The following is a 17,497-nucleotide window of genomic DNA, read 5'->3' as shown; positions in this document are numbered from 1 at the left end:
TGGAGAGGTAACGCCCATGAACCGCCCCTGTTTCCGGCGTGTAGCGACGAACGGACCTTGGAATCAGAGCGCCTGCGCGGCTGCCCAGCCGCTGGCCCAGGCCCACTGGAAATTGTAGCCGCCGAGCCACCCGGTGACGTCCACCGCCTCGCCGATGGCGTAGAGGCCAGGGACCTTGCGCGCTTCCATGGTGCGGGAGGAGAGCGCGTCCGTCGAGATGCCTCCAAGGGTGACCTCGGCCTTGGTGAAGCCCTCCGTCCCATTGGGGTGGAAGCGCCAGTCGCGTAGGCGCTCCTCGGCTTCAGCCAGCTTGCGGTCAGGGAGGTTGCCGAGCTCGCCGGTGAGGGCGAGGCGTTCGGTGAGTGCCTCGGCGAGGCGAGCGGGCAGGCGGGTGTTGAGCTGGGTCGCGAACTGGGCGCGGGGGCGCTCACGCTTGGCCGCGGCCAGCCAGCCGGCAGGCTCGTCCGGCAGAAAGTCGATGGCGACCGGCTGGCCGTGGCGCCAGGCGCTGCTGACCTGGAGAATGGCGGGACCGGACAGGCCGCGATGGGTGAAGAGCGCGGCTTCCCGGAAGGTGGCGGGGCCGCAGCGTGCCTCGACGGGGGCGGCGACACCAGAGAGCGTGCGGAACAGGGCCTCTTCCCCGCCGAGGGTCAGGGGAACGAGGGCGGGTCGGGGCTCCACTACCCTGAGGCCGAAGCGGCGGGCGAGGTCGTAGGCGAAGCCGGTCGCGCCGAGCTTGGGGATGGACGGGCCACCCGTGGCGATAACGAGGGCGGGCGCTTCGCCTAGCGTGTCGCCAGCGGTGATGCGAAACCGGCCGTCGGCATGGTCGATGTCGCGGAAGGGTGAAGAGAGACGGAGGGTGACGTCCCCCTTGGCGCATTCGGCGAGCAGCAGGTCGACGATCTGCCGGGCAGAGCCGTCGCAGAAGAGCTGGCCAAGCGTCTTCTCGTGCCACGCGATGCGGTGGCTTTCGACCAGGTCGAGGAAGTCGCGGGCGGTGTAGCGGGCCAGCGCCGAGACCGCGAAGTGCGGGTTGGCCGACCAGTAGCGGTCGGGCGCGGCATGGATGTTGGTGAAGTTGCAGCGGCCGCCGCCGGAGATGAGGATCTTCTTGCCGGGCGCATCGGCATGGTCGAGCAGCAGCACGCGCTTGCCGAGTTGCCCCGCAACGCCCGCGCACATGAGTCCGGCGCCGCCTGCGCCGAGGATGATGGCGTCGTAGGTCTCGAGGCGGGGCGGCATCGCGCTGCCTTAGCGCAACGGCGCCGCCCCGCCAGTGCTGGCTATTGCCCGTCGACCGGGAGCGTGTTGCGCTGAGCGTTCATGTTGTCGCTGCGCAGCTCGCTGGTGTCGCCCGGCGTGCCCGAGCCGACGTCCATGCCGGCGGCCGCCCCGATCGCGTCACCGATAGTATCCGTGCTCGCGCCGCCCTGCGTTCCGGCAGCATCGGCGAGGCTGCCGTCGGCGGGGCCAAGGGCCGCGATCTCGCGGGCGATCGCCTGGTCGGCGGTGCCGGCGAGCTCGCCAGGGCTGCTCAGCGGATGTTCGTTGCTGAACTCGACGTCGTCGAGCTCACCGCCGGACGGGTCGGCCGAGCCGGCGAAGGCGTCTTCGTTCTCGGCGTTCGCAGCGGCGAGTTGCTTCTCGCCAAGCCCGCCGCCCTGGGTGCCATCGTTCTGCTGCATGTTCGCTCTCCTTCACGCACCAAACGCGCGGGACGGGCAAAGGCACCGGGATCGAATGTTCACAATGTTCACGGTCGTGGCGCTGTTCGGCGCGGCTGCAGTGGCTCGGTCACCAGTTCGACTGCTCGCTCGCGGCAAGAGGAGGGTCGCGATGAGAATGAGCCGAACGGCAGCGCCGCCTCCTTAAGCGAAGCAGGCGAATTCCTATTGTTCAAGGGTTGAGTGAACGTCCGCTACGGGTGGAAAGCGGACGTGGTTGGGAGGCGACGTTTGCGCAGCTACGGTCTAGGTATGAACCGCACGCCCGCAAGACCAAGGATGAAGAATAAGCCACCGGCGGAGAAGAACATCAGGAACCCGTCCTTTGCCTCCGCTGAAGTGAGATAGCGGTCCTCATTTTTGTAGTAGATCGGCTCTCCTCCCACATAGTGAATGGCGGCGAATACTGCGGTAAATGCAAGGAACGCGGCGCCATACATGAGAAAGCGCCACGCTATCCACCGCAAACTAGCGAAACCAGCTTTCTTCGGAGGCTTTTCAAATAATCGAAGGTCTGAGAACAAGTGCATCAGGTGCTCCCTGTCGCCTATCGTGTCAGATCCGCAAACGTCCGCAATGGGTCGAAAGCGGACGTCCGATACGCGCAACGAAAAAGGGCCGGAGCATTGCTGCCCCGGCCCCTCACCCTCCCACCGCTGCGCGGCGGGCCCCTCCCTCTCCCGCGAGCGGGAGAGGGGTGTTGTTAAGCCGCGCCTTCCTCGACGGCGACCTTCACGCCCGGACCCATGGTCGAGCTGATGGCCGCCTTCTTGAGATACTTGCCCTTGGCACCGGCCGGCTTCGCCTTGACGATCGCGTCGACGAACGCATCGTAGTTGGCGCGGAGGTCGGCGGCGTCGAACGAGAGCTTGCCGATGCCGGCGTGGATGATTCCCGCCTTCTCGACGCGGAACTCGATCTGGCCGGCCTTGGCGTCAGTGACGGCCTTGGTCACGTCCATGGTGACCGTGCCGAGCTTCGGGTTCGGCATCAGGCCCTTGGGACCCAGCACCTTACCGAGACGGCCGACCACGCCCATCATGTCGGGGGTGGCGATGACGCGGTCGAAGTCGATCTGGCCGCCCTGGATGGTCTCCATCAGGTCCTCGGCGCCAACGACGTCTGCGCCGGCCGCGGTGGCTTCCTCGGCCTTCGCGCCCTTGGCGAACACGGCGACGCGAACAGTCTTGCCGGTGCCCTTGGGCAGGTTGACGACGCCGCGGACCATCTGGTCGGCGTGACGCGGATCAACGCCCAGGTTCAGCGCGACCTCGAGGGTCTCGTCGAACTTGGAGGAGGCGAGGCTCTTCACGAGGCTGATCGCCTCATCGACGCCGTAGAGCTTCTCACGGTCGACCTGGCCCGCCTGGGCCTTCTGCTTCTTGGTCAGCTTGGCCATTGCTTAGCCCTCCACAACCTGGAGGCCCATGGCGCGCGCCGAGCCCTCGATGATCTTCGTTGCGGCCTCAATGTCGTTGGCATTGAGGTCCTTCATCTTCGCTTCCGCAATCTCCGAGAGCTGCGAACGCTTAATGGTGCCGGCGCTGACCTTGCCCGGCTCCTTGGAACCGGACTTGAGGCCGGCGGCCTTCTTGATCAGAAAGCTGGCGGGCGGGGTCTTGGTGGCAAAGGAGAAGGAGCGATCCGCATAAACGGTGATCACCGTCGGGATTGGCATGCCCTTTTCCATGTCCTGCGTGGACGCGTTGAACGCCTTGCAGAATTCCATGATGTTGACGCCGCGCTGACCCAGGGCTGGGCCGATCGGCGGAGATGGATTGGCGGCGCCGGCCGGCACCTGCAGCTTGATATAGCCTGTAATCTTCTTGGCCATGTCACTCTCGTTTCAAGTTGAGCGGTACGAACGGCTACGCGCGGCAGCCTCCCGCAGGCATTTCCAACGATGTGTCGGAAGGCGGCGCCCCTACCCGAAGAGGCGCCGCCTTGCAAGGATTTACGCGGTCGCGAACTGACCGGTGAGGTGCGGCAGCCGGCCTTGCAGCGCGGCGGGAAGCCGAGTGACGATCGCCGCGCGCGCCTGGTGCCAGAAGGCGGAGAGCAGCAGCAGCGCCGAGCCGATCACCAGTGCGGTCAGGGCTACGTTGAGCTCCACTGCGCCGACCTGCTCGAACAGGCGGTTGAGCGCGAAGAGCACGTAGGCCAGCGCGGAGACCAGCAGCGCGCGCCGGTCGATGGCGAGGGCGGTGATCGCCAGCGCGACGTAGAGCAGCAGCACGACCACTGCTTCGCCGACGGTGGCCTGGCCGTCGTTGAGGCCGAGCAGGGTGAAGACCGGATGCACGATCATCGGCGCGGCAAGCAGGTGGAGCCAGAAGGCGACATCCGAGCGGCGGGTGATGCGCTTGGGATCGGAGGCGTCCCACCGCATGGCGAACAGGAACACGCCCACGCCAAGCAGGAGCAGGAAGCCGAGCATGATCTGTTCGGTGTTCGGCCGGTCGCCGATCACCGCCAGCAGGATGCCCGCGCAGATCCCGACAGCCGCGGCAGTGCCGGCAGCGACGGTGATCGGAACGCGGAAGCGCCTCCAGTGGAACCAGGTCGCAACGGCGGTGACCGCCGCGGCGGTGGCCCCCATCAACCCGGCGACGACGACTTCTTGCTGGTCGGAGAAGGACTCCGGATTGATGAACAGCGCGAGGGTGAAGCCGACCGCCGCGAGCACTCCGCCCGCGAACGCGAGCAGGAGCAGGATCGAGGGCAACGCCATGCGGCGCTTGCGGGTGAAGAATTCGGAAAGGCCCCAGGCGGTCACGGCGATGAACAGGCCGATGGTAGGCGAGGGGCCGCCCGGCTCGATCTGCGGACCGATCTGCTGGCCGATGAAGCCGACGGCGAACAGCAGGATGGCGGCGGCAATGGAGACGAAGATGTCGTTGAAGCCGGTGATCAGCCGGAACTGTTCTTCATCGATCGCGGGACTGGTCCGGAGACGGTCGACATGAGCGCGGAGCGCGGCGGCGGCATCGGCGCTGATCGCACCCGCGGCGACCGCCTCGTCTAGGTCGTTCTGGCTGTACATGGCACATTCCTCCCTGTTGGAGGGATGCTATGCCTAGTGTGTTGCCATGTCAATACAGTGACGCAGCGGCGGGCGAGAGCAAAAGGAAACCGCCGGCCTCTCGGCCGGCGGCCCCTCCACCACCCTAGCGGGTGGTTCCCCTCCCCTGCAAAGGCAGGGGAGGCTCATGACGTTAGCGGCAGCGGACTCGGCGGTTGCGGTCGACGTGGCGGCCGAGCAGGGCGCCGGCGGCCGCGCCGAGGATCGTGCCGGTGGCACGCTCACCGCGGGTGTCGATCGCCCGGCCGACCAGCGCACCGCCGGCCGCGCCGACGATCAGGCCGGTGGTGCCATTCGGACGCTTGCAGCGCAGGCGGCCGCGGTTGTCGCGCCACGTCTTGCCGCTGTAGTAGCGCGCCTGGTGGGCCTCGGCCGTCTGCGGGAACGCGATGGTTGCCGCCGGGACGGTCATGGAGGTGGCGGCCAGCGCCAGCATCATCTTCCGCATTGTTCTTCTCCTGTTACTCGCGGGTTGATCGGCCTTGTGGCGGGGCAAAGCTGAACCCGTCGCAACGGTTCGTTTAGGTAAACAGCTGGGCCGCTGGTTATCGGTGAGTCGAGCTGAGGCAGGTGACGAAGCGTGCAGAGGGTTAAGCCAAAGCTTACCGGCGAGCGCGCGGCCCGAACTTGCGGCGCGGCTTCGGCGGGCCCCCGCCGGCGGCGATGTGCTCGGCGGGCGAGGTGGAGGGTTCCACCAGGATGCCGTCCTGCGCCATCGTCGCGGAGCTCTTGCGGAGGGCGCGGACGAAGTTCTGGACCGCCCGCTGCGACACTTCGAAATAGCTTTCCATCGCGGCCATGCGGATCGCGCCGATGTCGTTCCGGCTGACGTGGCCGATGCGGCAGATCAGCGGAAGCAGCCAGCGCGGGTCGGCGCCGTGCTTGCGGCCGGCGTTGATCTTGAACCAGCTAGAGCCTTCGAAGCCGGCACGAGGGCCCGACTCGTCCGGCCTGTCGCCAGCGCCGATGATGTCCTCGGGCGCGGGGAGGTCCGAGCTCAGCGTCTTGACCAGGGCCGCGGCGACGCCGCCCGGCCCGAGCTCGGCAAGAAGCTGGGCGGCAAGAGCCTGATCGTCCTCGTCCGCCTCAACGGGTGCGCGCAGCCGCTCCAGCAGGCGCTCCCGATCTCGGCTGCGGATGTCCTCGGGGGTCGGCGCGTCGATCCACTCGACGGGAATGCGGGCGCCGCGCAGCATGGAGTCCACGCGCCGCCGCCGCATGTTGGGGACGATGAGGATGGCGGTGCCCTTCCGGCCCGCGCGGCCGGTGCGGCCGGAGCGGTGCTGCAGGGCTTCGGCATCGCGGGGAAGCTCGACGTGGATGACGAGCGTGACGGAAGGCAGGTCGATGCCGCGGGCGGCGACGTCGGTGGCGACCAGCACCCGGGCACGACCGTCGCGCAGGGCCTGGAGGGCGCGGTTACGGTCGGACTGGCTGTGCTCGCCCGACAGCGCTACGGCTTCGAAACCGCGTTCCGACAGGCTGCCGTGGAGCCGGCGCACGGCTTCCCGGGTGGCGCAGAACAGGATTGCCGTCTCTGCCTCGTGGAAGCGGAGGAGATTGACAACGGCATGCTCGATATCGGTCGGGCTGACCGCGACGGCCTGGTAAGCGATGTCGCCGTGCCCGGGCTCGCTGCCGAGCGTTTCGATCCGCAGCGCATCCTTCTGGTAACGTTTTGCGAGCGCCACGATGGGTCGCGGCATGGTCGCCGAGAACAGCAGGGTGCGGCGTTCGTCCGGGGTGGCGTCGAGGATTTCCTCGAGTTCCTCGCGGAAGCCCATGTCGAGCATCTCGTCCGCCTCGTCCAAAACGGCCACGCGGAGGGTCGAGAGGTCAAGGGCGCCGCGTTCGAGATGGTCGCGCAGGCGACCGGGCGTGCCGACGACGATGTGCGCGCCGCCGTGCAGGGCGCGCCGTTCCTTGATCGGGTCCATTCCGCCGACGCAGGTGACGATCCGGCCGCCCGCCTCGGCATAGAGCCATTCCAGCTCGGTAGAGACCTGGAGGGCAAGTTCCCGGGTCGGCGCGATGACGAGGCCGAACGGAGTGCGGGCGAAGGGCAGTTTGTCGTCCTCGAGCAGCTCGCCGGCCATGGCGAGGCCGAAGGCGACGGTCTTGCCCGAGCCGGTCCGAGCGGAGACGATCAGGTCGCGGCCGGTAGCCTCCGGCGCGGAAGCCCTGGTCTGGACTTCGGTGAGCGTGTCGTAACCGCGCGCGGCAAGGGCCTGCGACAGCGCAGAGGGGAGATGATCATGGGGCATGCTCGGCCCCTACTCGCAACCGGGCGCGGGGAACAGGCCGTTTAGACCCTGGCGGTTTCCATGGTGGAAAGCTTCACCTTGGGCAGGCCCTTCTCCTTGATCTGGGCGAACAGCTGCTTCTGCCGCTCGGCGAGCTCCAGGCCGAGCGCATCCATGTCCACGCCGTGGCGCCTGGCCTGGGAGAAGATGCCGTTCAGCCAACCTTCCTCTTCCTTGACGTGATGCTCGATCTCCTCCTGCAGGACCTTGACCTTGGCCTCGTAGAAGTCGTCGTCCGGGCCGCCATTCGCGATCTCGGCGACCAGCACCTTGGCGCTGTCATGCTCGACGTAGGCCTCCTGAAGGTCGTCCTCCTTCACCTTGCCCTCGCAGGCGGGGTAGAAGATCTTCTCTTCCAGTTCGGTGTGGACGATCAGCTCGGCGCAGATCTTCTCGGCGATGCGCTTCTTCGCGCCGTCGCCCTTGGCCTTCTGGAACTCCTTGAACAGCTCCTCGACGCGGCGGTGATCTTCCTTGAGCAGGGTCACGGCATCGGGTGCAGTCTTGTCGGACATTGGCGCTCTCCTTTGCGGCACAAAGCGCAAAGTGCCGCCCGATTGTTCCGCCGCCGAAAGCGTCAGGGCACGTCGGCGCCGTCCCCGCGCGAGGGCTTGCCGCCGGCGACCCGCGCGCGGAGCATGCCGGCGATCGGCCGCCATTCGAGCCGGCCGACGTAGAGGCAGCGCTTGTGAACGCCCGGCTGCTCGCGCCCGTCCGGGTCGGCGTTCCAGCCATGGAAGAAGAGGAGGTCGCGGCCAGCGACAGGGAGGATCGACTGATGGCCAGGGCCGATCAGCTTGGTTTCGCGGTGTGACCACAGGATCGGGTTGTCGGTGCGATCAACGCAAGGGCCACGCGGGCTCGCGCACTTGAGATAGGCGACCGCGTAATTCTTGTTGCCGAAGAAGTTGGCCGAGTAGAACAGCCAAGTCGCTCCGTGGCGCTGCGCCACCGTGGGCGCTTCCACCACCCGCCACTCCCAATCGTCTTCCTTGCCGGGCGAGTCGTTGTTGGCGATCAGCCGGGTGGCGGGTCCCACAGCGGCAAGGCCATCGGCGCTGAGGCCCTGCGCATAAATGGCGGAGCCTTCCGCGCAGCAGTTGCTGTCATCCTTGAAGGTGAGTGTGAACTGGTCGCCCTCGCGGAACACGGACGCGTCGATGACCCCGTTCGGAAACTCGCTGCAGACAAGCGGCGTGTCGATGCCGACGAAGGGTCCCTCCGCGCGGTCCGCGACCGCGGCGCCGACGCAGTGGCGCTTCATGACTTGCGGGCCGCCGGGTGGGGCTTCTGTCCGGGTCAGCGTGGCATGGCGGGCATTGTAGTAGAGCACGTAGCGGGGTCCGACCTTCATCACTTCAGGCGCCCAGACCTGTGGATGCTGCCTGTCGACCCATGCCGGCAAGTTGGCTGCGGGGAAGGCCTCGCCAGCCTCGCTCCAGCGAGTGAGGTCGGTGGAGGCGATATGCTGGACGTTGCGCTGGGCGCCGCCGACCTGGTTGCCCGTGGCATAAGCGTGAAAGGTCTTGCCGAACTGCGCGACGAACGGATCGGGGAAGTTGGCATCGAGCAGCAGTTGCGGCCCCCTGGCGCCGAGCTGGGCAAGCGGAGTGCCGGCTGCGGTCGGGCCTGGGCAGGGCGGAGATGCTGGCGTCTGCGCTGCTCCGCCACACGCCAGCAACGTGGCCAGCAGGGCACCCGTTCGATGAAACCTCTTCATTCGCCCTCCCGGAACCCTAGCTTCACGCAAGCGCTCAAAGCGTGACTGTCAGAAGGAGCCTTACCATGCCCAGCGCCGTCCTCTACCGCATGATCCTGCCGGACCACGAATGCCCGTACGGTCGCCGGGCGAAGCAAATGCTCGAAGAGGCGAACTTCGAGGTGGAGGAGCATATTCTGTCCAGCCGCGAGGAAGTGGAGGCGTTCAAGGCCGAGCATGGGGTCTCGACCACGCCGCTGATCTGGGTCGACGGGACGCTGATCGGCGGATCGGACGACCTTGCCAAGTTCCTGGTTGCGCACGCCTGAACCGTTCCGCTCGCGACTCATGTTGGAACCGGGCCGTGGGGCCGGCCGTTAATTTGTCCAACTAGTCAATAGAAAATGAGTCGCGAAAATGAAGAAGCTAGCCTTCGCGCTGGCGGCATCGGCGACGCTCGCCCTCGGCCTTCCGGCCGCCGTTGCCGCCAGTACGATCGAGACCCCCGAAGCGAAGATGGAGGCCGCGTCGGCAGCCGACATCGCCCGGGCCGACATGATCGCCATCTTCGGTGAGAAGGCGCTCAAGCCCAACCAGTATCTATGGCGCAAGGACGCGCCGACCTCCGGCGAGCCGCGCGTGGTCATCAGCCTGTTCGATCAGTTGGCCTACCTTTATCGGGGTGACGAGCTGGTGGCTGTGTCCACCATCTCCAGCGGCAAGCCGGGCAAGGATACCCCCACCGGCATCTTCCCAATCCAGGAGAAGAAGGTGTTTCACCGCAGCCGAAAGTATGACGATGCGCCGATGCCGTTCATGCAGCGGCTGGACCAATATGGGATCGCGCTTCACGCAGGCCACAATCCGGGTGAACCGGCGAGCCATGGCTGCGTGCGTCTGCCCAAGCAGTTCGCGCAGAAGCTCTATGGCGTGACCCGGGTGGGAACGCCCGTCCTGATCGGCGCCTAGCGAGCGCCGCGACCCGCCGACCCGCCGCCGTTGGCCGACGCAATGGTCTGTGTTTCGGGTTCGGCGGCCTCGTCCGGCTCCACCGGCACTGCCCGCGGGGCGCCGGGCTTGCTGTCCAGCTCCATCCAATCGCGGAAGGGGAGGCCGTAGATCATGTCCATGACCTCGAACTCCAGCCCGCCCGGCTGGCTGGTGTTGCTATTCCAAAGCGCGACCACGCCGCTCTTCTTCGCAGGGTCGAACAGGATGAGCGAACGGTAGCCGTTCACGCCGCCGCGATGGCCCACGATCGTGTGCCCGGCATAGTCATATTGCCGCCAGCCCAGACCGTAATAGGCGTCGCCCAGCCGCTCCAGGAACTTGCGCATCCGTCCACGTTCGCCGGGCGTCTTCACCAGCGGAGCATGGATGGTCTGGAGCAGGCGCGGGCTCAGCACGTCCGGCATTCCGCCGGCCTGGGCGATCATCCACAGCGCCATGTCCTTGATGTTGCTGTTCACGCCGCCGGCGGCCGGCACGAGATAGTAGGGCTCGAGTACCTCGAGCGGACGGCGGCCGACGCTGTGCGGCCGGGCCCAGCTGCGTGCGCTGACCAGGCCTTCTCGGGTCACGGAAGCGGAGGTCATGCCGATCGGATCGAACAACTGGTGCTTCACGGCGTCCTGGTAGGACTGGCGGGTGGCGCGCCGGACGATGTCGCTCGAGGCGTCGTAAGCGACATTCTGGTACGACCAGCAGGTGCCCGGCGGGCAGATGAGGTTGAGGGTCGAGAGCTCCTGTCTGAGCGCCGCGGGCTGAAGTCCTTCCTCGAGCTTGTTATCGAGCGCGTTGCGGTAGAGGCCGAGCCGGTGGCTGAGCACGTCGGTGACCGTTGCGCGATATTCCGCGCCTGCGGGGAGCTTCAGGCCCGGGGCATAGTTGGCAATGGGGGCATTGAGGTCGACCTTGCCCTGCTCAGCGAGCTTGGCGACCATGGTCGAAGCAACGCCCTTGGACACGGAAGCCCATCGGAAAACCGTCTCGGGCGTGACCGGGTCGCCTGAGCCGGCGACGGTCTCGCCATAGCCCGACAGGAAAGTGATGCGGCCATTCTCGATCACCCCGACGGCCATTCCGACCATGTTCGGCTTGGCGACCATCCGCTTGAGGCGGACGTCGAGGCGGGCATAGTCGATGGCACGCCGCTCGGCAGGAGCGACCTTGGCGAGATGCAGGTGTGCGGCCGCAGGATTGGGAGTCGCGGCGGCGGCGGGCTGATCGACCACGCGGATGCTCGCAATGGCTCCCGCCATCGCCAGGCACGCGCCCACGCCCAATAAGTTCAGCTTCTTCAGTGGTCTGCTCCTCCCCGCCCACGGGTGTGCCGTGGCGAGTCACGAGGCTCAACACCTCCGGTGTTAGCGTGCGACGAACGGATTGGTTGCAGCGGTGGACTCCCGTTCGGCTGGCCAAGTGGGTCGGCCTGCCGTAAGAAACCGGTCCATGCAGTTCCTGCGAACCCTGTTCTGGGTCGTCATCGCCGTGTTCGTCGCGATCATGGCCCGAAACAACTGGACGGACGTCACGCTGAACCTGTGGGGCAGCCTGCAGGCGGACATCAAGCTGCCGCTGCTCATCGCGGTGGCGTTCCTCCTGGGCTTTCTGCCGGTGTTCCTGATCCTGCGGGCGAAGGTCTGGCGGCTGCGGCGCAAGCTGATGCTTCTGGAGCAGCCGGCGCCCATGACCGCCAACACACCGGCGACGGTCGGGTCCGAGCCGAACGAACTCGCCCGATGAACCCGACCTATGTGGCAATCGATACGCCGGACCTCGCTCGTGCGCGGCAGTTGGCGGAGGCAGTGGCGCCTCACGTCGGCGGACTGAAGCTGGGGCTGGAGTTCTTCGCCGCCAACGGGCCGGCGGGGGTGGAGGCACTGGGGTCTGCTGGACTGCCGATCTTCCTGGACCTGAAGCTGCACGACATTCCCAATACGGTCGCCAAGGCGATCGAGGCGCTGCGTCCGCTGCGCCCGGCAGTGCTGACGGTCCATGCAGCGGGCGGGCACGCGATGCTGGCTGCGGCCAAGGCTGCAGCGCCAGCGGAGACCAAGGTGGTAGCGGTTACGGTGCTGACCAGCCTCGACGCTTCCGATCTGCAGGCGGTAGGGGTGGGCGGAACACCGGAAGAGCAGGTCGCGCGGCTGGCGGCGCTCACGCGCTCCGCAGGTTGCGATGGGATCGTCTGCTCCGGGCAAGAGGTGGCGGCAGCGCGTGCGGCATGGCCAGAAGGCACCTTCGTCGTTCCGGGTGTCCGGCCGGCGGGCGGCGAAGTGGGCGATCAGAAGAGGGTAATGACCCCGCGCGATGCGCTGTCGCAGGGCGCGTCCATCCTCGTGATCGGGCGTCCCATCACCGGGGCAGCCGACCCTTCAGCCGCGGCGCGGGACATCGCGGCTTCCCTCTGAGGCCCGGCGGCGCTAGGCGCGTCCGCGAAACGCAATAGAGACTGACCGATGAGCTGGCTGAGCCGCGTCCGCAATGGCATTCCGTTCCTGCCGAAGAGGCAGGTCGCCGACAACCTCTGGCACAAGTGCGGCAAGTGCAACACGATGATCTTCACCAAGGAATGGGAAGACAATCTGTGCGTGTGCCCGAGGTGCGATCACCACGACCGCATCCGCTCGCACCAGCGCTTCGGCATGCTGTTCGACGGCGGCGACTATGTGAAGCTCGCTCAACCGGATGCGCGGGAGGACCCGCTCAAGTTCCGCGACACCAAGAAGTATGTCGATCGCCTGAGGGCCGCACGTGCGAGCACGGAGGAACGGGACGCGCTGATCAATGCGCGGGGCACAATCGAGGGGCGCACCGCGGTGGTGGGCGTGCAGGACTTCGCCTTCATGGGCGGGTCGATGGGAGTGGCAGTCGGCACCGCATTCGTCGCCGGGGTTCGCGCTGCGATCGAGGCTGAGGCGCCCTATATCATCTTCACCGCGGCCGGCGGCGCGCGGATGCAGGAGGGCATCCTCAGCCTGATGCAGATGCCGCGCAGCACCGTGGTCCTGGCGCAGCTCCGCGAGGCCGGGCTGCCCTATATCGTGGTGCTGACCGACCCGACCACCGGCGGGGTGACCGCGTCCTATGCCATGCTGGGCGACATTCAGATCGCGGAGCCCGGTGCCCTGATCGGCTTCGCAGGGCAGCGGGTGATCGAGCAGACGATCCGGGAGAAGCTGCCGGAGGGCTTTCAGCGGGCGGAATATCTGCTGGAGCACGGAATGATCGACATGGTCGTCCACCGCGCGGACCTGCGTGCCACGCTCGCCAAGCTGATCGGCTACCTGGCGCCGGAGAAAGAGGCCGCCTGATGGCGGACAAGGCCCGGTCTCTTCATCCCGGGGTCCAGGAGCAGCTGGACCGGCTGGCGGCATTGTCGCCGGGCGGGGATCGACTGGGCCTCGAGCGGATCACCGCCTTGCTCGATCGGCTCGGGCGCCCGCACGATGAGTTGCCGCCGGTCTTCCATGTCGCAGGCACCAACGGAAAGGGTTCGACCTGCGCGTTCCTGCGGGCGGCGCTGGAGGCGGCGGGGTATCGCGTTCATGTTTTCACCAGCCCACATCTCGTCCGCTTCAACGAGCGGATCCGGCTGACGGGCGCGCTGATCGGCGACGAGCGGCTCGCGACGCTGCTGGAGGAGGTGCTGGATGCCAGCGGCGCGCTGGAGCCAAGCTTCTTCGAGGTGACCACGGCAGCCGCGTTCCTGGCCTTCGCGCGCACGCCGGCCGATGCCGTGGTGCTGGAAGTCGGCATGGGTGGGCGGCTGGACGCAACCAACGTGATCGACCGGCCGCTGGTATGCGGGATCGCGGCCCTGGGCATCGATCACCAGCAATGGCTGGGCAAGACGCTGGCGCAGATCGGTGCGGAGAAGGCGGGCATTGCCAAGGATGGCGTGCCGCTTGTCACCCAGGCTTATCAGCGCCCCGTGTCCGAACGCATCGCGCAGGTGGCCGCGGAGCGGGGTGCCCGCTGGCTCGCGCGCGGTCGCGACTGGGATGCGCAATCCGCTGGCGGGCGACTGCGCTATCGTGATGTGCATGGGAGCTTGGCCCTACCCCAGCCATTGCTGCCGGGCCGGCACCAGGCGCAAAATGCCGCGCTCGCGGTCGCCATGCTCCGCCACCAGCACCAGCTGCCCGTATCGGAGAGCGCGCTGTCAGCCGCGATGGGCTGGGCGGAATGGCCCGCGCGTTTCCAGCGGTTGCATCCAGGGCCGCTCATTGGGGAGCGGCAGGTCTGGCTGGACGGGGGGCACAATGCCGCAGCCGCGCGTGCCCTCGCGGAGACCGCACGACAGCGGATCGGCACGCCTCTGCACCTTGTGGTCGGGTGCCTGACGACCAAGGACCCAAAGGGTCTGCTGGAGCCGTTCCTGGAGATTGCCACGAGCGTTTCGACGGTGCCGGTGCCGGACCATGATTGCTTCACGCCGGAGGAACTTGCCGGGATCGCCAACGGAGCCGGGATGAACGCGCGGGCGTTCGCTTCGGTGGAGGAAGCGGTTGCCGCTGCGCCGGCGGACGTGCCCGTGCTGATCGCAGGCTCGCTATATCTGGCGGGCGAGGTCCTACGCCTTAACGATCAGGCGCCAGTCTGACGGGGCCGTTCCGGGAGTTCGTCGTCAGCATGTCTCGCCCGGGCGTCGCCTTCCCCTTCCACGCCTGCCGAGCCGATCGAACTATCGACCAGGCCGCTGCGCATCATCAGCCAGAACAGGACGATCCCGGGGAGTGCGACCACCGTCGTGATCAGGTAGAAGTTCACCCAGCCAATCGCTTCCACCATCGCGCCCGCGGTGGTGCCGGTGAGCACCCTGCCGACCACGCTCGCCGCCGCACTGATCAGCGCATATTGAGACGCGGTGAAGCGCAAATTGCAGAGGGCAGAGAAGTAAGCGATCACGACCACGCCGCCGATCCCGCTTGCGATGTTCTCGAAGCTGATGACCGCGGCAAGCCCGAGGTTCGACTTGCCCGTGGCAGCCAGTAGCGCGAAGCTCGCGTTCGAGACGCCCATCAGGATGAGGCTCAGCAGAACGGAGCGCTTCATGCCCATCTTGGTGTAGAGCACGCCCCCGATGAAGATGCCGATGAGGTAGGCCCAGAAGCCCGCACCAACGTCGTAGATGGCGATCTCGTCGTTGGTGTAGCCCATATCATCGAGCAGCAGGCGCAGGACCAACTGGCCGAGCGTGTCGCCGATCTTGTGGAGCAGGATGAACAGCAGGACCAGCCAGGCCCCCTGCCGCTGGAAGAACTCGACGAAGGGGCCGATCACGGTGGATAGAGCCTGTCCCAGGCCCTTGCGCTCGATCGGCTCGCGGTGGCGCTTGGGTTCACCGAGGAGGAGACCGGTCAACATGGCGGGAAGGGCGAAGGCCGCGCAGGTGAAATAAGCGATCGGCCAGCCGACTCGCGCCGCGAGCACCAGCGCCAGGGCGCCAGCCGCCACGGAGCCGATGCGCCAACCGTATTGGCTCATGCCGCTGCCGACCCCGAGCTGCCGCGGTTCAAGGCTTTCGATCCGGTAGCCGTCGATGACGATGTCGTAGGTTGCGCCGGCCACTCCGACCAGGATGGCCGCAACAGCAGTCTGAAAGATGTTGGCGCTCGGGTCCTGGAAGGCGAGGTTGGCAACGGCCGCCATCACAAGCAACCCCGAGAAGATCAGCCACGACACGCGTTGGCCAAGCCGCCCGAGGACCGGCAGCCGGACGCCATCGACGATCCAGGCCCAAAGGAACTTGAGGTTGTACACCAGGAACGCGAGAGCGAAGGTGGTCACGGTAGACTTGGTGATACCGTCCTGCGCCAGTCGGGTCGTCAGGGTGGCGCCGATCATCGCGTAAGGGAAGCCGGACGACACGCCGAGGAAGAACGCCCCGAGAGGCGCAGCTTCGGTGTAGGGACGTACCCCCTCCGGCAGCGCTCGCCTCCAGCCCAGGTCGCCGATGCCCTCGCTTGCCGTCGCCATGCGTTCCCCTCTCCCGCTCGTACGTGCCTGCTTAGCAGCCTCTTTTCGCCTGAACAGGGGCTGGCTTGTCATCGTGACGCGGCAGGCGCACGATGCGGCTATGGACGTACCGGTTCGATCGTCCCGGCCCACTCCTGGTCAGCTGGCACTCGCGGAGCGGCTGGCGCGGGGTGACGCGGCGCTGGGAGCTGGGATCAAGACGCTACCGGCGCGGCTGTACCTCGACGAGGACAGGTTCGCGCAGGAACAGGAACGGTTGTTCGGGCGGCTTCCGTTGCTGCTGGGTCCCTCGGCCATGCTGCCGCAGCCCAACCAGGCGATCGCGCATGACGACTATGGCGTGCCGCTGATCGTCAGCCGTGACGGTGAAGGCCGGGCGCACGTGCTTGCCAACGTCTGCCGTCATCGAGGGACTCGCCTGATCGAGAGTGGCGACGTGGTGCCGGCCAACCGCATCGTCTGCCCCTATCACGCCTGGGCCTACCGGTCCGACGGCGCGCTGGCCGGAGTGCCGCGGGCGGAGTGCTTCCCGGGGCTGGAGAAGAGCGATTTCGGGCTGCGCGAGTTTGCGGCGTTCGAGAGCGGCGGCCTCATCTGGTTCCGCCGGTCGTTGGAAGGCAATTTCGTAGCGGTCGAGCAGCTGGTCGACGACATGGATGCGTTCGGGCTGGCCGCGCTGCACCTTTACCGCCGCAACACGCACGATGTCGCAGCGAACTGGAAGCTCGTCATCGATGCCTTCCTGGAGAGCTACCACGTCGCCCGGCTGCACGCGGCGACGATTGGGCCCTTCTTCGCCGACGGCATCACCGCCGCCGACACCATCGGACTTCACCAGCGCGCCGTGGTGGGACGAGCGGACTACCTCGCCAACATCGACCGAAGCGACTGGGGAGAGCTGCGCCGCGCGGTGACCTATACCTATCACCTCTTTCCCAACACGGTGGTCGTGGTCAGCCCGGACTATATCAACCTGCTGATCTGTTATCCCCAATCAGCGGGCCGGACGCTGGTCGAGGACATCATGCTGATCCCGGAGGCGCCGACCTCGGCCGATGCCGAGCGGCACTGGCAGAAGAGCTGGGACCTACTGGACGCTGGGACTTTCGGCGGTGAGGACTTCCGCGCCGCGGCTCTCTGCCACCAGGGGCTGGCATCCGGACTGGTCCCGGAAATCACGATCGGATCGCTGGAGCATGGCATTGCGGAGTTCCATGCGAAGGTGGACGCGGCACTCGCCTAGTAGAGGACCAGGCCGTCGGGCGCCTTGACCTTCTCGCCCGAGAGATGGCGGTCGACCGCCTTCAGCGCGGCCTTGAGCGTCCGGTCGTTGTAGGGCTTGAGCAAGTGGCCGAGCGCCGCGCGGTCGGCGCCGTCGGGAGGATTGCCGGTGGCGAAGAGGACCGGGACGCCTCGAGCCGAGGCCTCGCGGGCCAGGTCCACCCCGTTGCGATCCCCGGTCAGCGCGATGTCGGTCAGAACAAGATCGACGCCATGTTCCTCATCGTCGTCGCGGACCTGAAGCTCGCGGTCGAGGATGGCGAGCGCCTCACTCGCCCTATCGACCGTTGCCACGACCGTGTAGCCGGCCTCCCCGATCATCGTCTCATTGTCGAACGCAACAAGCGGCTCGTCCTCGACGATGAGGATACGCTTGACCTTCGCCTTCCGCTTGCCGAACAGCATCCCGAACCCTCAA

Annotated in this window: 20 protein-coding genes; 7 read left to right on the top strand and 13 right to left on the bottom strand. The window is 67.0% G+C overall.

What is annotated here, in order from left to right:
- Window positions 1-63: 63 nt before the first annotated feature.
- From JT720_RS09930 to JT720_RS09885, 10 genes are all read right to left on the bottom strand, one after another.
- Window positions 64-1,248: a BaiN/RdsA family NAD(P)/FAD-dependent oxidoreductase gene (locus tag JT720_RS09930; protein WP_205481107.1), complete on the bottom strand. Its 1,185-nt coding sequence runs from the start codon at window positions 1,246-1,248 to the stop codon at window positions 64-66.
- Between the two features lie 41 nt (window positions 1,249-1,289).
- On the bottom strand, window positions 1,290-1,691 hold the full coding sequence (locus JT720_RS09925) for a hypothetical protein (RefSeq protein WP_205481106.1): 402 nt from the start codon (window positions 1,689-1,691) through the stop codon (window positions 1,290-1,292).
- Between the two features lie 278 nt (window positions 1,692-1,969).
- Window positions 1,970-2,260 (bottom strand): hypothetical protein, encoded by a 291-nt coding sequence (locus JT720_RS09920; RefSeq protein WP_205481105.1) that lies wholly within the window; start codon window positions 2,258-2,260, stop codon window positions 1,970-1,972.
- A gap of 173 nt (window positions 2,261-2,433) precedes the next feature.
- Entirely contained in the window at window positions 2,434-3,129 is a 696-nt protein-coding gene (gene rplA, locus JT720_RS09915; protein WP_205481104.1) for a 50S ribosomal protein L1, read from the bottom strand.
- A 3-nt stretch (window positions 3,130-3,132) separates the two neighbouring features.
- A complete protein-coding gene (gene rplK, locus JT720_RS09910; protein WP_205481103.1) occupies window positions 3,133-3,564 on the bottom strand; it encodes a 50S ribosomal protein L11 in 432 nt (143 codons plus the stop codon).
- Window positions 3,565-3,684: 120 nt separating this feature from the next.
- A complete protein-coding gene (locus JT720_RS09905) occupies window positions 3,685-4,773 on the bottom strand; it encodes a hypothetical protein (RefSeq protein WP_205481102.1) in 1,089 nt (362 codons plus the stop codon).
- Window positions 4,774-4,945: 172 nt separating this feature from the next.
- Entirely contained in the window at window positions 4,946-5,260 is a 315-nt protein-coding gene (locus JT720_RS09900) for a glycine zipper 2TM domain-containing protein (RefSeq protein WP_205481101.1), read from the bottom strand.
- Window positions 5,261-5,414: 154 nt separating this feature from the next.
- Complete coding sequence (locus tag JT720_RS09895) at window positions 5,415-7,076, bottom strand: DEAD/DEAH box helicase (protein WP_205481100.1); 1,662 nt, start codon at window positions 7,074-7,076, stop codon at window positions 5,415-5,417.
- Between the two features lie 41 nt (window positions 7,077-7,117).
- Complete coding sequence (locus tag JT720_RS09890; protein WP_205481099.1) at window positions 7,118-7,630, bottom strand: hemerythrin domain-containing protein; 513 nt, start codon at window positions 7,628-7,630, stop codon at window positions 7,118-7,120.
- A 62-nt stretch (window positions 7,631-7,692) separates the two neighbouring features.
- Complete coding sequence (locus tag JT720_RS09885; protein WP_205481098.1) at window positions 7,693-8,835, bottom strand: glycoside hydrolase family 43 protein; 1,143 nt, start codon at window positions 8,833-8,835, stop codon at window positions 7,693-7,695.
- A gap of 65 nt (window positions 8,836-8,900) precedes the next feature.
- Here JT720_RS09885 and JT720_RS09880 point away from each other — a divergent pair, with 65 nt between their 5' ends.
- Window positions 8,901-9,143: a glutaredoxin domain-containing protein gene (locus JT720_RS09880; protein WP_237219812.1), complete on the top strand. Its 243-nt coding sequence runs from the start codon at window positions 8,901-8,903 to the stop codon at window positions 9,141-9,143.
- An 88-nt stretch (window positions 9,144-9,231) separates the two neighbouring features.
- A complete protein-coding gene (locus JT720_RS09875; protein WP_205481097.1) occupies window positions 9,232-9,783 on the top strand; it encodes a L,D-transpeptidase family protein in 552 nt (183 codons plus the stop codon).
- On the opposite strand, the gene JT720_RS09870 is transcribed toward JT720_RS09875, so the two are convergent.
- Window positions 9,780-11,075: a serine hydrolase domain-containing protein gene (locus JT720_RS09870; RefSeq protein ID WP_205481096.1), complete on the bottom strand. Its 1,296-nt coding sequence runs from the start codon at window positions 11,073-11,075 to the stop codon at window positions 9,780-9,782. The genes JT720_RS09875 and JT720_RS09870 overlap by 4 nt on opposite strands.
- 190 nt (window positions 11,076-11,265) lie before the next feature.
- Between JT720_RS09870 and JT720_RS09865 the strand changes: the two genes are divergently transcribed.
- Genes JT720_RS09865 through JT720_RS09850 form a run of 4 tightly spaced genes read left to right on the top strand, consistent with a single transcriptional unit; the run spans window position 11,266 to window position 14,422 of the window.
- The gene (locus tag JT720_RS09865) at window positions 11,266-11,559 is read left to right on the top strand and encodes a LapA family protein (protein ID WP_205481095.1); all 294 of its coding nucleotides are present in this window, start codon (window positions 11,266-11,268) and stop codon (window positions 11,557-11,559) included.
- A complete protein-coding gene (gene pyrF, locus JT720_RS09860; RefSeq protein ID WP_205481094.1) occupies window positions 11,556-12,227 on the top strand; it encodes an orotidine-5'-phosphate decarboxylase in 672 nt (223 codons plus the stop codon). Before JT720_RS09865 ends, pyrF begins: the two co-directional genes overlap by 4 nt.
- A gap of 48 nt (window positions 12,228-12,275) precedes the next feature.
- Complete coding sequence (gene accD, locus JT720_RS09855) at window positions 12,276-13,130, top strand: acetyl-CoA carboxylase, carboxyltransferase subunit beta (RefSeq protein ID WP_205481093.1); 855 nt, start codon at window positions 12,276-12,278, stop codon at window positions 13,128-13,130.
- Window positions 13,130-14,422: a bifunctional folylpolyglutamate synthase/dihydrofolate synthase gene (locus JT720_RS09850; RefSeq protein ID WP_205481092.1), complete on the top strand. Its 1,293-nt coding sequence runs from the start codon at window positions 13,130-13,132 to the stop codon at window positions 14,420-14,422. The genes accD and JT720_RS09850 overlap by 1 nt, the downstream gene beginning before the upstream one ends.
- On the opposite strand, the gene JT720_RS09845 is transcribed toward JT720_RS09850, so the two are convergent.
- A complete protein-coding gene (locus JT720_RS09845; RefSeq protein ID WP_205481091.1) occupies window positions 14,407-15,798 on the bottom strand; it encodes an AmpG family muropeptide MFS transporter in 1,392 nt (463 codons plus the stop codon). The two genes, JT720_RS09850 and JT720_RS09845, sit on opposite strands and share 16 nt — an antisense overlap.
- Window positions 15,799-15,898: 100 nt before the next feature.
- On the opposite strand from JT720_RS09845, the gene JT720_RS09840 reads away from it, so the two are divergent.
- Window positions 15,899-17,041 carry an aromatic ring-hydroxylating oxygenase subunit alpha gene (locus JT720_RS09840; RefSeq protein ID WP_205481090.1) on the top strand — a complete coding sequence of 381 codons (1,143 nt, stop codon included), beginning with the start codon at window positions 15,899-15,901 and terminating at the stop codon, window positions 17,039-17,041.
- On the opposite strand, the gene JT720_RS09835 is transcribed toward JT720_RS09840, so the two are convergent.
- Window positions 17,038-17,484, bottom strand: a complete 447-nt coding sequence (locus tag JT720_RS09835; RefSeq protein ID WP_205481089.1) for a response regulator — start codon at window positions 17,482-17,484, stop codon at window positions 17,038-17,040. The two genes, JT720_RS09840 and JT720_RS09835, sit on opposite strands and share 4 nt — an antisense overlap.
- Window positions 17,485-17,497 lie beyond the last annotated feature (13 nt).

It is taken from the genome of Sphingomonas arenae (assembly GCF_016924655.1).
In the GTDB taxonomy this organism is placed as follows: domain Bacteria; phylum Pseudomonadota; class Alphaproteobacteria; order Sphingomonadales; family Sphingomonadaceae; genus Sphingomicrobium; species Sphingomicrobium arenae.
Note: the sequence above shows the minus strand (reverse complement) of the source record. Positions and strands in the feature narration are given on the sequence as shown.